Source organism: Oceanobacillus sp. NCCP-135, assembly GCF_059698015.1.
In genome coordinates, this window is record NZ_BAAKSZ010000007.1 from 1 (window position 1) to 15382 (window position 15382).

13 protein-coding genes and 1 pseudogene are annotated in these 15382 nt (G+C 31.0%); all 14 read left to right on the forward strand.

The genetic code is table 11. The features are described from left to right. Positions 1 to 1318: polysaccharide biosynthesis protein (locus tag AC6HVZ_RS06615; RefSeq protein ID WP_497557362.1), on the forward strand; the 1318-nt coding region annotated here is incomplete at its 5' end. Positions 1319 to 1426: 108 nt separating this feature from the next. Next, positions 1427 to 1859, forward strand: a pseudogene (gene tnpA, locus AC6HVZ_RS06620) (IS200/IS605 family transposase). Positions 1860 to 2087: 228 nt separating this feature from the next. Next, positions 2088 to 3278: a glycosyltransferase family protein gene (locus tag AC6HVZ_RS06625; RefSeq protein ID WP_497557363.1), complete on the forward strand. Its 1191-nt coding sequence runs from the start codon at positions 2088 to 2090 to the stop codon at positions 3276 to 3278. Between the two features lie 82 nt (positions 3279 to 3360). Beyond that, a complete protein-coding gene (locus AC6HVZ_RS06630; protein WP_497557364.1) occupies positions 3361 to 4434 on the forward strand; it encodes an EpsG family protein in 1074 nt (357 codons plus the stop codon). Positions 4435 to 4501: 67 nt separating this feature from the next. Continuing rightward, positions 4502 to 5434: a glycosyltransferase family 2 protein gene (locus tag AC6HVZ_RS06635; RefSeq protein ID WP_497557365.1), complete on the forward strand. Its 933-nt coding sequence runs from the start codon at positions 4502 to 4504 to the stop codon at positions 5432 to 5434. Between the two features lie 4 nt (positions 5435 to 5438). Next, a complete protein-coding gene (locus AC6HVZ_RS06640; protein WP_497557366.1) occupies positions 5439 to 6509 on the forward strand; it encodes a polysaccharide pyruvyl transferase family protein in 1071 nt (356 codons plus the stop codon). A gap of 103 nt (positions 6510 to 6612) precedes the next feature. Continuing rightward, a complete protein-coding gene (locus tag AC6HVZ_RS06645) occupies positions 6613 to 8043 on the forward strand; it encodes a lipopolysaccharide biosynthesis protein (RefSeq protein WP_497557367.1) in 1431 nt (476 codons plus the stop codon). A gap of 62 nt (positions 8044 to 8105) precedes the next feature. Then, positions 8106 to 9116: an NAD-dependent epimerase gene (locus AC6HVZ_RS06650; RefSeq protein WP_497557368.1), complete on the forward strand. Its 1011-nt coding sequence runs from the start codon at positions 8106 to 8108 to the stop codon at positions 9114 to 9116. Beyond that, positions 9116 to 10396 (forward strand): nucleotide sugar dehydrogenase, encoded by a 1281-nt coding sequence (locus tag AC6HVZ_RS06655; RefSeq protein WP_497557369.1) that lies wholly within the window; start codon positions 9116 to 9118, stop codon positions 10394 to 10396. Before AC6HVZ_RS06650 ends, AC6HVZ_RS06655 begins: the two co-directional genes overlap by 1 nt. Before the next feature lie 3 nt (positions 10397 to 10399). Next, positions 10400 to 11545, forward strand: coding sequence for a glycosyltransferase family 4 protein (locus tag AC6HVZ_RS06660; RefSeq protein ID WP_497557370.1), 1146 nt, complete (start codon positions 10400 to 10402; stop codon positions 11543 to 11545). Between the two features lie 36 nt (positions 11546 to 11581). After that, on the forward strand, positions 11582 to 12190 hold the full coding sequence (locus AC6HVZ_RS06665; protein ID WP_497557371.1) for a sugar transferase: 609 nt from the start codon (positions 11582 to 11584) through the stop codon (positions 12188 to 12190). Then, positions 12174 to 12812 carry a NeuD/PglB/VioB family sugar acetyltransferase gene (locus tag AC6HVZ_RS06670; protein WP_497557372.1) on the forward strand — a complete coding sequence of 213 codons (639 nt, stop codon included), beginning with the start codon at positions 12174 to 12176 and terminating at the stop codon, positions 12810 to 12812. Before AC6HVZ_RS06665 ends, AC6HVZ_RS06670 begins: the two co-directional genes overlap by 17 nt. Positions 12813 to 12863: 51 nt before the next feature. Beyond that, positions 12864 to 14141 carry a phenylacetate--CoA ligase family protein gene (locus tag AC6HVZ_RS06675; RefSeq protein ID WP_497557373.1) on the forward strand — a complete coding sequence of 426 codons (1278 nt, stop codon included), beginning with the start codon at positions 12864 to 12866 and terminating at the stop codon, positions 14139 to 14141. 26 nt (positions 14142 to 14167) lie between these two features. Beyond that, positions 14168 to 15319: a DegT/DnrJ/EryC1/StrS family aminotransferase gene (locus AC6HVZ_RS06680; RefSeq protein ID WP_497557374.1), complete on the forward strand. Its 1152-nt coding sequence runs from the start codon at positions 14168 to 14170 to the stop codon at positions 15317 to 15319. Positions 15320 to 15382: the final 63 nt, after the last annotated feature.

The window sequence follows — 15382 nt, forward strand, 5'->3', positions numbered from 1 at the left end:
AACAAGGTTTAGTTTGATATGTAAAATATTATTTTCTATCGTTACGAGGAACTTTTTACTGTCAAGTATTCCTACGATTGTGGAAAAAATGAATATCGAACATATCGTCATCGCGATTCCATCATTACGTAATGGAGCACTCGAGAAAATTGTCGTTGAATGTAATAAGACAAATGCCAAGGTACAAATGATCCCAAAAATCGAGGATCTGATGACAGGAAAAGTATCTGTCAGCAACCTGAAAAATGTCGAAGTGGAGGACCTGCTTGGACGTGAGCCGGTGAAGCTTGATATTGACGCCATCTCCGAATATGTCACAGGCAATACCGTGATGGTCACAGGTGCTGGTGGATCGATCGGCTCGGAAATCTGCCGGCAAATAATCAGGTTTTCACCGAAGAAAATCTTGCTCGTGGGGCATGGGGAGTTCAGTATTTATACGATTGATATGGAGCTCAGGAACAAATTCGGGACTACCGAAACAGAAATTATTCCCGTCATTGGTGATGTGCAGGATCGGGAGCGCATGTTTCACATTGTCGAAACCCATCAGCCGGAGATCATCTATCATGCCGCAGCACATAAGCATGTGCCATTAATGGAATACAATCCGCATGAAGCGGTGAAAAATAATATCATTGGTACGAAAAATGTCGCAGAAGCTGCAGATACATTCGGAATACATACATTTGTTATGGTATCCACCGATAAAGCAGTAAACCCAACCAATGTCATGGGTGCAACCAAACGTGTGGCGGAAATGGTTGTCCAGGACCTCTCACAGCGCAGCAAGACAAAATTCGTCGCCGTACGATTCGGTAATGTACTCGGCAGCCGCGGCAGTGTTATTCCACTGTTTAAGAAGCAGATTGAAAAAGGCGGTCCAGTGACGGTGACCCATCCGGATATGACCCGGTACTTTATGACAATTCCGGAAGCCTCTAGACTGGTCATTCAGGCAGGAACACTGGCAAAAGGTGGAGAAATCTTTGTACTGGATATGGGCGAGCCTGTGAAGATTGTTGATTTGGCAAGAAACCTGATTAAACTATCAGGCTATACCGAAGATGAGATTCCGATTGAGTTTAGTGGAATCCGACCTGGGGAGAAGATGTTTGAGGAGCTTTTGGGTGAGGATGAGGTACATCCGGGGGCTGTTTATGAGAAGATATATGTGGGGCGGACGGTTGAGGTTGAAGCGGAGATACTGGTTGGGTTGATTGAAAAATTCAGTGCGTATACTATAGAAGAATTAAAAGATGAATTGATGAAGATTGTGTATATGGAGCGAACAATTCTTGCGGTGAAGGGTACTTAAGTATTTAAGTTACAAATGCGTGGTCTAACTCCACCGTCTTTAGACGGTATCAGCTTTTAGCCCTATCTTTTATGTTTATTTGTCCATACTAATTTATGAGGTGAAAGTATGGATGGATATAGTAAAAGTAGCCATGCGGTATATGATATCAAGTACCATGTTATTTGGGTAACAAAATACAGATATAAAGTATTACATGGTCCAATTGCAGTACGTGCAAGAGAACTCATTAGACAAGGTTGTGAAGCAAGAAAAATTACTATCTTGCAAGGTAGTGTAGGAAAAGACCACATTCATTTATTACTATCATGTCCTCCAAGTATGGCGCCCAGTAAAGTTTTTGCAATATCTAAAAGGTCGATCATCAAGATTATTACAGGATGAGTTTGCAGAACTAAAGAAAAGGTATTGGGGTCAGTATTTATGGGCAAGAGGATATTTGTGTGCAACCGTTGGAACAGTGACGGAGGAAATAATAAGAAATTATATTGCCAATCAATTCAATGAAGGCAATGATGAAATCTTCAGGATTGATGAATGAGTTTAGTCACACTTAGGAGTATGCTTCAGCTTATGGACTTTCAGCAGGACTTCATCCTGAAGAAGCGACTTTAGTCGCAGACATTTATGTCAAAATCCACCTGCTTTAGCAGATGGTAGTTTAAGAATATATATTTATAAAAGTGAATAAAGAATGTAAAATTTAATTGGCAATCGTTTTATTATAATAATAAGAAGTCAATTACTGATAATGATAGGAGAGTTTAAGTTGGATGTATTATTTGTAACAACAAGAAATATTGCTACAACAAGCGGTGAACTGAGATTAATCAAAAGTCGTGCATTATCAATGAGAGAGCATTTTAATATAGAAAGTATTTTTTTATCATATATAGATATAAAAAAAACCAAAATGAATTCTAGAGATAATATAAATAGAGATTTTGAAGTAGATTATACGACCTATAACAAGCAGAAACCCTATACGTTTTTTACTAATAAATATAGTTTTTATAATAAAGTCATTAACAAATTAAAAAATAGTCCAAATATAAAAGTCGTTATAATTTCAGGTGCTTTAAATAAAACTTTGTTTAAAAAAATTAAAAAATTAAATAGTAATATTAAAATTTTGTTAGATATTCATGGAGCTCATGAAGAAATTGTTGAATATAATACATTTGGAAATAGATATCTGTCTTTCCTTTTTTATAATTATCAGGACTATAAAATTAAAAATCAATTCAAATATTCACAAGGAGCTATTGTTGTTTCTGATGCATTAAAAGAGCACATTACAAAAAAGTACAAAGATGCAAATAGATTAAACTTTTTTAAGGTTTCTTGTGGCACAAATACAGATAAAATTGGAATGGGTAATTATTCTAAAAATCGAAAAAAGTGGAGGCGAAACTTTAATGTAGGTGAAAATGATTGTTTGTTTATATATTCAGGTGGAGCATCAAAATGGCAAATGGTAAATGAAAGCATTGACTTATTTTTGAATATAAGGGAAAAACTCCCATTTAAATCCAAGCTATTGATTATGTCACATGATCTAGAAAAAATAAAATCACAAATAAAATATAAAAATCTAGCAGATTTACATTTTACCTCTTTTAACCAGGATCAAGTAAATGATGTGCTTACCGCAGGTGACTTTGCTTTTATGTTAAGGGGGGATTCTATAACTAATAATGTTGCCTTCCCTAACAAGTTTATTGAATATATTGGAAGTGGTAATGAAATAATTTCTACACCATACGTGTTAGATGTTGCTTCAATTATAAGTAGAAATAATGTAGGTATTATATACTCAGGTAATCTGAAAGAGTTTATTTTAAATTTAATTAACAGATTTAATTCTGATAAAGATTGGAACAGATATAATAAGATAATCTCTGAAACATCTTATGAGGTAATGATTAAAGAATTATGTGAATATATAACAAAGCAATAGAATAGTAGAGATTTCTATACTTACACTAGATTATTTAGCCTAAAATATTACACTAGCTTTTTATTATGAGGGAATGGCATATATGTATACCTATATTATTTTTATTATTATAATGATACTTCTTTTTATTAGTAGTAATCTTTTTTCAAATAATAGATATCTGAAAAATATATTTGATTGGTCAGTGTTTATCCTTGTTTTTATTCTTTCAGCATTTAGATACTATATAGGGTATGACTATCCTGCCTACGTTGCTAGGGTAGAGGGTTTTCTACGGTATGGAGACATAACAGGTTATGGTAAACCGTTAGAGCCACTAAGTAATTTAATTATAATATTGGCAGCAAGAATCAATGATCCTCAGCTTTTTTTCCTTATAACTTCATTAATATCATTACTATTTATTTTTATTACATTAAAAAAATATAGTAGTGATTTTAATTTAAGTATTTGGATATTTATATGTTTTCCTTTGTTTTTCTTGAACTCTCTAAGTGTTGTAAGAAGTTTTTTGGCGATTTCTATTATTTTTTATTCGGTAAGTTATATAGAGAGAAGGCAGTTCTTTAAGTTTATATTAATGATTCTTGTAGCTTTTCTTTTTCATAATTCAGCACTTATTGCAATTATTCTATATTGGCTAGTTGATATTAAGATAAATAAGAGAGTACTTATATTTTTATTATGTATATCTATTTTCCTTGAGCCTATTATTAGCATGTTTATAATGAAATTCCTACCAGCATTTAGTGGATACTTAGAGTTGGAAGCTACTTCTGGAACTAAAACAATATTTGTTTTGTATATAATCCTTATAGTCGCTACGATATTTAAAAGGAAAATCGTGGAAAGTGATAGAATGAATAATTTTTATTATAATTCTCTTGTTGTAGGTGTGATCATTTACACAGCATTTATCGAATACGGTACTTTTGCACATAGATCCACGCTTTTTATGTATATATTTATACTGTTGCTTTTACCTAATATGATAAAAATTATAAATAAAGATGAACGTCTTATAATAAAATATTCAGTTTATCTCTTATTTTTACCGATGTTTTTGTATATGTTATATGTAGGTGGAGAAAGTTATGTACCATATAGAATTGATCCTAGAATCTCTAGTTTTTTCAGTTTGCTTTTTCCCCAATAAATTAATTTTTGTATAATTATTTTATAATTTTTGAGTTAAAGTTTACTAAGTGAAGGAGTAATCAATTTTGCCGGAAATATCAATTATAATTCCTGTTTATAATAAAGAAGTTGAAATATCAGACACTATAAAAAGTGTCTTGAATCAAACATATGAAAATTTTGAATTAATTATCATTAATGACGGATCGAACGACTCTAGTGAAAACATAATCAAAAAGTTCGTTTTAATAGATTCTAGGATTATATATATTAAACAATCCAATAAAGGGGTTTCTTATACAAGGAATAAAGGTATTGCATTATCTAAAGCACCTTATATATCCTTTTTAGATGCCGATGATGGATATCATCATACATTTCTGGAGAAAATGTATCAGTCTATAAATAACTCTAATGTAGCATATTGTGGTCACTTTTATATAAATGGTACTAAGAGTAAAAAAGCTATTATTGAATTTTCAAATGGCGATATATTAAGTAAGTATCTATATAAAAAGTGTACGCCTAATACCAACTCTTGGTTAATCAAGAAAGATTATTTAATTAAGAATAATATTAAATTCTCAGAGGGTTTGAATTGGGGAGAGGACATGGAGTTTTTTTCGAAGATTCTTTTACATGATAAAAATGTAACAAGTATTAGTGAGTTTTTAACTTATTATAATAAGAGTCAAACAAATTCTTTAAGTCAAAATGAATTAAATAAAATTGATAAAGATATTCATTGGATGGATAAATTAAAGCGCTATATTCATATACATGAAGGGGAAGGGAAAAGGAAACATGAACTTCTTACAGCAATTAATTATTATAGACTGCCGGCATCAATTATATATAGAATCAATTTAAATAAAGAAAATATTTCTAAGAATGAATTAAGTGAACTATTAATTAAATATGATGAATATATTAATAAACTGAAATTAACTAATGGATTAAGAAGTTTAAAATTAATGTATTATAAACACAAATTACTTAACTATAAAAAGGGAGATTAATGTAATGAAAGTTATGGTGGCGGCCTACTTAGATAATAACATTGGCGATGATCTAATGATAAAAATTTTGGCTGAACATTTTTATATGCACGATTTTTATTTGTATTCTGATAAATCTGTTGTGAAAAATTCTTTTAGAAATAATAAAAATATAAAAGTAAGAAATTTAATTAAGTTAAAAGAGGATATTTCAGAAATAGATTTATATTTAACAATAGGAGGTTCTATTTTCAATAATTTAAATACGATAAAGTCACAAATTTTAAGATTTAAAAAAATTATGCTATTAAAGAAGTTGAAAAAAAATAACGTGAAAATTGCTACAATTGGATGTAATTTGGGACCTTATACAAAAAGAATGGGACTATTAATTACTAAGCTAGAATTAGAGAAAAATGATTTAGTAACTGTTAGAGACAGAAACTCTTTTCAAATTTTGCAGTCTTTTAAAACTATAAAAAGATTTTATATGGGTGATGATATTGTATATAATCTAAAGAGTGAAGATTATAAAGAACCAAAAAACACTTGTGGTTTAGGAGTGTCTGTATATAGATCTTTACTTAAATATGAAAGTAACTTTATAAATTATACGACCTTGGCTAAAATTATTGATAGTTTTATTAAAAAAACTGAAAAAAATGTAAGGTTATTTGCATTTGATTCAGAGAATGAAAATGATTTATCGGCTGCTCATCATATATTAAATTTATCTAATAGAAAAGATAAAATAGAAATAATTCCATATTTAGGTGATAGCAATATATTTATTCAAAAGATGAGTGAATGTGAAAAATTTATTTCGATAAGATTTCACAGTGCTGTTTTATCTGATATCCTAAATATTCCTTTTTTGCCTATTATATATTCAAATAAAATGGAATACTTGCTAGATGATAAAGGTTATAATGAGAAGCGTATATATTTGAAAGATATTAATCTTGAGACTATAGATGTAGAAGAAATATCAGATATGCTAATTAATAATAGTACAATTCTTTTTAGTAAATTTAATTTGCAGAAAAAAGATGCAAGAATTCACTTCGATAAATTATCTAAGTTACTAAAGTTATAGATAAAATATTCTTTTTGTATGTATATAATTTGCTGAATTAGTTATTTTAAAATCTTGACCATTTTTTTGAACAAAACTACGTAAAAATTAAGGAAGACATTACATGAGTATTTATAATAAACTAGCAAAAAACTCTATCATCTTCTCTATAGGAAATTTTGGTTCGAAATTTATAATGTTATTAATGCTTCCCTTCTACACTCGGATGTTTACACAACAAGAGTTTGGGAATATAGATATACTTATTACAACCATAACTTTATTAATTCCCTTTTTCACAGTAAATATAGTTGAAGCCGTTGTGAGGTTTAGTCTTGACAGATTGAATTATAATTATGGACAAGTTATTACTAATAGTATGGTATTTATATTATTAGGTTATATTATTTTAATTAGTTTATATCCATTTCTAGGTAGTTTTAATTTTATACGACAATATATGTTTATTTTTTATTGCTTGTTTCTTATACAAGCTATTCACATAACAGTAAAACAGTTTGCAAGATCAATAAACTTGACTAAAATATTTATGATAAGTGATATTAATTATTCTTTAATATTTGTCTTATGTAATATAATCTTTATTTTCCTGTTTGAAATTGGGATACAAGGTTACTTTATTTCAATGATTATTGCATACTCAATTGATCTCTTGTTCTTATGTAGAAAAACAAAAGTTCTTAAATATATTAATATAAACTATCTAGATAAGAATACCATTAAAAAAATGTTTGTTTACTGTATACCTTTAATGCCAAATTCCGTAATGTGGTGGGTAATGTCTATTTCAGATAGATATATGTTGACGTACATTGTAGGATTAAGTGCAACAGGGGTTTACGCAGCTGCAAATAAGTTTCCTGCAATAATATCAAACTTTTATGGCTTTTTCTATAAAGCTTGGCAAGTTTCAGCTATAGAAGAATATAGTAGTTCAAAAAAAGATGAGTTTTACTCTAATGTATTCAATATATTCTTTTTTATTATTATAATTGTTGCATCAACTTTATTATTCTTTAATGATTTTGTAGTGAATATGTTTGTATCGAGTGATTTTATTGAAGCATCAAATTATACACCTTTATTAATATTAGGTGTGGTTTTTTCATGTTTTTCAGGTTTTATAGGTACTAATTACGTAGCAATGAAAAAAACTTCAGGTGCCCTATATTCATCTCTTATTGGGGCGATAGTGAATATAATATTTAATATTTTATTAATTCCTAAGTTTGGTATATACGGAGCTTCTTTTTCAACTATGATAAGTTTTTTAATAATGTGGTTGATACGAATTTTTGATACAAAAAAGTATGTAAAAATTAAATATCCAATTGGTAGAATGGTATTAACTCTATCTTTAATAATGTTGCAAGCGGCCATTGCATTAATAGAAACTGACTTAATAAGTTTCTTAATTATTAATTTCTTTATTTTAATTTTAATTATAGTTATTTCTATAAAATTTTTAAGGTATCCGTTAGAATTACTGTTAGACAAGTTGAAGGTTACCTTCAAGTTTCAAAAAAATATATAATTGTAAAGATATATATTATAATAGCTAAAGTTTCGACTAATTCAGAAAGGTGAAGGTTGTAAATGCGGATTTTAATTACAGGGACAGCTGGCTTCATAGGTTCACACCTATCAAATCGGTTATTAGAAGAAGGTCATCAAGTAATCGGAATAGATAACATAAACGATTACTATGATCCCCAACTAAAAGAAGATAGACTAAAACAACTAACAAACAAAAACTTTACTTTCATCAAAACGGACTTAGAAGATTTAGATACCATCAATCAAACATTTGAAAAGTATAAACCCGAAATAGTAATCAATCTTGCAGCACAAGCAGGGGTTCGTTACAGTCTTAAAAATCCACATGCATATATAAATTCAAACGTAGTAGGTTTTACTAATATCTTAGAAGCATGTCGTCATTATAAGGTGGAACATTTAATCTATGCATCTTCAAGTTCTGTTTACGGAGCAAATACATCTAAGCCATTTTCAACAAGTGATAATATAGACCATCCATTAAGTCTATATGCTGCAACTAAAAAGTCCAATGAACTATTTGCACACACATACAGTCATTTATATGGACTGCCAACAACAGGCCTTCGCTTCTTCACTGTATATGGACCTTGGGGGCGTCCAGATATGGCCTTATTCTTATTTACAAAAGCAATTGTAAATGATGAGCCTATTGATGTCTTTAACTACGGTAATATGATGCGTGATTTCACATATATAGATGATATAGTTGAAAGCATTACTAGATTAACGAAAAGACCTGCTCAACCAAATCCTGATTGGTCAGGAGCTAACCCAGATCCAGGATCAAGTTATGCTCCTTACAAAGTTTATAATATCGGGAATAATAGTCCTGTACGACTGATGGATTTTATTGAAGCAATAGAGAAAAGGTTAGGTAAAACAGCGAAGAAGAATTTCTTGCCGCTTCAAGCTGGTGATGTTCCAGAAACTTATGCTAATGTGGAGGATCTATATAGGGATATTGATTTTCAACCACAAACTTCAATTCAAGACGGGGTAAATAAATTTATTGATTGGTACTTAAATTATTACGAGGTGAAATTATAATGGAACAAACGATAGCAGTAATAGGATTAGGATATGTAGGATTACCACTAGCAGTTTCATTTGGAAAAAAACAAAATATCATTGGTTTTGATATAAATGAAACTCGTATTGAAGAATTAAAACAGGGCTATGACAAAACAAATGAAGTTGAAGTTGGAGATTTGAAGAATGCAGCAGTTCAATTTACTTCAAACCCAGCTGACATAAGTAAAGCTAATTTTATAATAGTTGCTGTGCCAACACCAATTACAGAAAATAAACAACCAGATTTAATGCCTTTGATTAAAGCATCTGAAACTATTGGAAAAAACATGTCGAAAGGTACAATTGTAGTCTATGAATCTACAGTATATCCTGGTGCGACTGAAGAGGAATGTGTTCCAGTATTGGAAAAAGCATCCGGTATGAAATGTGGAGAGGATTTCTTTGTTGGTTATTCACCTGAGAGAATCAATCCTGGTGATAAAGAGCATACATTTACCACAATAGTTAAGGTTGTAGCAGGTCAAAATGATGAAGTACTTGAAACGGTTGCAAATGTTTATGAATCTGTTGTTGAAGCTGGTGTGCATAAAGCAAGCTCTATTAAAGTAGCTGAAGCAGCTAAAGTAATTGAAAACACACAACGTGATTTAAATATTGCATTGATGAATGAACTTGCAGTAATTTTTGAAAAACTAAATATCGATACTGCAGAAGTTCTAGCTGCAGCAGGAACAAAATGGAATTTCCTGAATTTCTCTCCCGGATTAGTTGGTGGGCACTGTATAGGAGTAGATCCTTACTATCTAACGCATAAAGCACAAAAAGTTGGTCACCATCCTGAAGTAATTTTGGCAGGAAGAAAAACAAATGATAACGTAGGTAAATTTATTGCCACATCTTTGGTTAAAAAAATGATCAAAAAAAATATGCCTGTGCAAGGATCTACTGTTACTGTTCTTGGTTTTACTTTTAAAGAGAATGTACCGGATTTACGTAATACGAGAGTTATAGATATTGTTAAAGAATTAGAGGATTATGATATTAATGTTCAGATTACAGACGCATATGCAGATAGTGAAGAAGCATACAGAGAATATGGAATAGATTTGACATCCTATAAAGAATTAAAACCTGCGGATGCCGTTGTGTTTGCTGTTCCTCATGAAGCTTATTTAGATGAAGGCTGGGGAATGTTTGATCATTTGTTGAAGCATGGTAAGGGTATTGTGTTTGATGTGAAATCAAAATTGAATAAGAAAGAGTGCTCTGACAATATAACGTTATTGAGGTTGTAATTTATGAAAATTGTACAAGTTAGTGCTATTAGTGCAACGATGAATGGACTTTTAAAAGAATTGAATACTACTATAATAAAAGAAAAACATCAATTAATTTGTGTGTGTTCTGATGGACCAAGAGTTGAGCCATTACGTAATGAAGGTTTTGATGTTAGGACAATAAATATTGATCGTAAAATCAGTCCTATTAGTAACTTAAAATCAATATTTGAAATGTATAAGTTATTTAAAAAGGAAAAGCCAGATATTGTTCATGTGCATACTCCTGTGGCTTCAGTACTTGGAAGAATAGCAGCAAAGTTGGCTAAAGTTCCAACAATAATTTATACAGCACATGGGTTTTATTTTCATGAAAATATGTCACCAAAAAAATATAAGTTATTTTATACCATTGAAAAGCTAATTGCAAAATGGTGTACAGACTATATTTTTACACAGAGTGAAGAAGATGGACGACTAGCGATTGAGAATAAATTTTTACCTCCAGAACGAATTACTATAATTAGTAATGGAGTAGATATTAATGGTAAATTTAATCCAGCTAACATAGACCATAAGAAAGTCGTTAGTTTAAAAAGAGAGTTTAATTTAAATGAAGATGATATAGTTGTTTCATTTATTGGTAGACTTGTTAAAGAAAAAGGAATACTTGATTTACTAGAAGCATTTAGTCAAATAGATGAAAAGAATATTAAATTACTCGTGATAGGCGAAACTAGTTCTTCTGAAAGAGATCAGAGTATGGAGGAGCACTTAAATAAATATAAAATAAACCCAAATATTATATTTACCGGTTTTAGAAGTGATATCCCAGGTTTATTGTACGTATCTGATATTTATTGCTTACCTTCCTATCGTGAAGGAATGCCACGCTCGATTATAGAGGCTATGGCAATGGAATGTGCAATTATAGCCACTAATATCCGTGGATCACGTGAAGAGGTAGATCATGGCGAGAATGGGTATTTAGTTAATCTAAAGAGTCCGGATGAAATAGCATCGTCCATTAATAATTTAGTAAATAATAGAAGAGATTTAAATAACTTTAAAATGAAAGCTAGAAATAAAGCTATTAATCTCTATAATGAAAAAATCGTTGTGAAAAAACAAATGAATATATTTGAATCGATTAAAGAAAGCTCATAGTGAATGAGTTTAATAATAACAAAAGGAGTATAGAATATGAAACGATCTTTAGATTTCATAGCTTCATTAATAGCAATTATTATTCTTTCTATTCCTATGATAATTGTCTCAATAATTGTATTAATTAAAATGGGCGCTCCTATTACATTTAAACAAAAAAGACCTGGTTTGCACGGTAAACCTTTTTATATAAAGAAGTTCCGGACAATGACTAACGAGACGGATAAACAAGGCAATTTATTACCAAATAGTGAAAGAATGACTAAAACAGGTAATTTACTACGAAAGTTTAGTCTAGATGAATTACCTCAATTATTCAATGTACTTAAAGGTGATCTTAGTCTTGTTGGCCCTCGACCGTTATTAATGGATTATCTTAAACTTTATACTTCAGAGCAAGCGCGTAGACATGAAGTTAAACCCGGAATTACAGGTTGGGCACAAGTAAATGGTAGAAATGCGTTAACTTGGGAAGAAAAGTTTAAATATGATGTTTGGTATGTAGATAATCAATCGTTCTGGTTAGATATAAAAATTCTTTTAATGACTGCTTTTAAAGTTGTTAAATCTGATGGAGTAAACAAAAGTGAAGATGTAACGATGGAGAGATTTAAAGGGACGGGTACAAGTGACAAATACAAATAATATTATTATATATGGTTCAGGTGGTCTAGGAAGAGGAGTAATAGACTTAATAGACTCGATAAATAAGCATACTAATGAAAATTGGTTATTAAAAGGGTTTGTTGATGATAAGGATACTGGGGATGTGAATGGATATGATGTTCTTGGCAATGTGGATTATTTATTAAATTATAGAGATGAAATTAACGTAGTTTTAGCCTTTGGTAATCCATTAGTTAAGAAAAAGGTATTTGAAAAGCTAAAATACAGTGGTAACATATTTTTTCCTAATCTTATTCATCCTAATGTGGAAGTATCCCCTTACAATGTATTTGGAAGAGGAAATATTATAAGTTCTGGTGTGGCTCTTTCAACAAATATACAAATTAAAGACTTCAACTTAATTCATTATAACTGTTCGATTGGGCATGATGTTTTAATGGGGAATTTTAATTCGATTTGTCCACTAACGGCTCTTTCAGGGTATGTTCTGTTAGGAGATAGCGTTGAAATCGGAACAACTGCAGCCGTGATTCCAAATATAAATATTGGGAGTAACACAAAAGTAGGTGCTGGTTGTGTTGTTATAAATGACATTGATGAAAATAAAACTGTAGTGGGAGTTCCTGGAAAAGAGATATAAGCTAAACAAGACGGTGGTAAATAGATGAGCAAGTATTTTAACAGATCAAGTATGGATTTATATGAATTATCATTAAATAGATTATTTTTTCTTGCCGATAAGTTAAGAGGTAAACGTATTATAAATGAACTTATTTCTTTAGAAAGATTTTATGGTTCTGAACATAAAAATCATAAACAAGTAGAGAAATTTACTAATTTATTAAATGATATAAAAGATAATGTTCCCTATTATAAAGCGAATAAGATAAATGTTCTAGAAAAACTCCCGGTTACTACAAAAAAGGAAATAAGTGATAACTTGGAAAAATTTATTTCTACTAAGTATAACAAAGATGATCTTATAAAAGTGACCACATCGGGCTCATACGGAACACCTATGTCTTTTTATAGAAATAAATTAAAACAATTAAGACAAACAGCAGAAGTGTTATATTTTGGAGGAGAATTAGGTTACTTTATAGGAAGAAATCACTCTTTTATTAGGGGTATTTCAAAAAGTAAATTAAAGCTACTGCTACAAAATGAAATCCATATTGATCCAACGTATCTTGATGATAAATCATTAAAAGATGTTGTAACTAAAATTCAAAGGACAAAATTTATTATAGGTTTTCCATCAGTAATAATGGCAATAATTAAATACTGCGAAAAAGTAGGTATTTCTTCAAATCAATTTAAATTACTAGGTATAATATCTACATCAGAACCATTGAATGAAAAACAAAGACTAACCATTAAAAATTTCTTTAACTGTCCAGTAGTTGCTAGGTACGCAACCGAGGAACTAGGTATTATTGCAAACCAGTGTATTCATACAGAAAACTATCATATTAATGAAGCATCTTTTATTGTCGAAGTTTTAAAGAAAGATTCTAATGCATATGTAAATGCGGATGAAGAAGGTAGAATTATTGTTACAGATCTTTACTCAAATGCAATGCCTTTGATAAGGTATGATACTGGTGATTATGGAATTATTGCTGATGAATGTACTTGTGGGTATAAAGGAAAAGTACTTAAGACAATCTCTGGAAGAGCGATACAAAATTTGTTAGACGCAGATAACAAGGAAATATCTCCTTTTTCAATTAATGTGAAAATGAAAGATCATGATAATGTTTATCAATTCCAGTTTATTCAAGAGGATTATAATGATTATACTTTATTATTAGTAGTTAATAAAGGCTTTACAGGAGAAGATGGATTATTAAAGGATTTACGAAATATCTTAGGAGCTAATGCTAATATTAGTATTAAGAAGGTTGAGGAAATCTCTCCACTTCCATCCGGAAAACGGCCTTACATTATAAATAAATTGAACAATTAATTAGCAAGGAAAGGAGATGCCCATTAATGCAAAAACAAAACAGAATCTTTCTCTCATCCCCGCACATGAGTGGAAATGAACAGAAATACATTCAAGAAGCATTTGATTTAAATTGGATTGCACCACTTGGTAATAATGTGGATGGATTAGAAAGGGACTTGGCAAATTATAATTCTATTAAGGATGCTGCAGTGGTTACTTCTGGAACTGCAGCTATTCATTTGGCATTGCGATTATTAAATATTGGAAGTGATGATACAGTTTTCTGCTCATCCCTAACTTTCGTTGCAAGTGCGAATCCTATATTATATCAAGGAGCTACACCCGTATTAATCGATTCAGAAATGGATACTTGGAATATGTCACCTGTTGCATTGGAGCGTGCTTTACGTGAAGCAAAGGCTGAAGGAAATCCTCCGAAGGCCGTTATTGTCGTTAACTTATATGGACAAAGTGCGAAGATAGATGAACTAGTAGCGCTTTGTGATGCATATGGCGTACCTGTTATCGAGGATGCTGCAGAGTCATTGGGTAGTGAATACAAAGGTGAAAAAAGTGGTTCATTCGGTAAGTTCGGTGTCTTTTCTTTTAATGGGAACAAGATTATTACCACATCTGGTGGCGGTGCGCTTGTATCCGATGATGAGGAATCATTGAAAAAAGCCAGATTTTTAGCAACCCAAGCACGTGATCAGGCTGTTCATTATCAGCATAGTGAAATTGGCTACAATTATCGCATGAGTAACATTGTTGCCGGGGTAGGCCGTGGGCAGATGGAAGTTTTGGATGAGCGTGTTCAGCAGCGCCGTGCCGTTTTTAATAAGTATTTTGAGGCTTTTGGTGATGTGGAAGGAATTGAGTTTCAGCCTGAGCTTGAGGAAACAATGTCAAATCGCTGGTTGACTGCATTGACTGTAGATCCAGAGGTGGCTGGTGTATCACGTCATGATATTATTGAACGACTTGCTGAAGATAATATTGAAGCACGTCCAGTGTGGAAACCAATGCATTTGCAGCCATTGTTTGAGGGTGTGAAGTATTATCCGCATGAAGCGGGAAATAGTGTTGCGGATTATTTGTTTGAGTATGGATTGTGTTTGCCTAGTGGGTCGAATATGAGTGTTGGAGAGCAGGAGCGGGTTGTTGAATTGATTAAGGGTATGTTGAGTAATAAATAGATAGTTTAGTGTTTATTAGAGGATTAATTTGAAGAAAATAACCGCAGTAAATACTCATTTGTG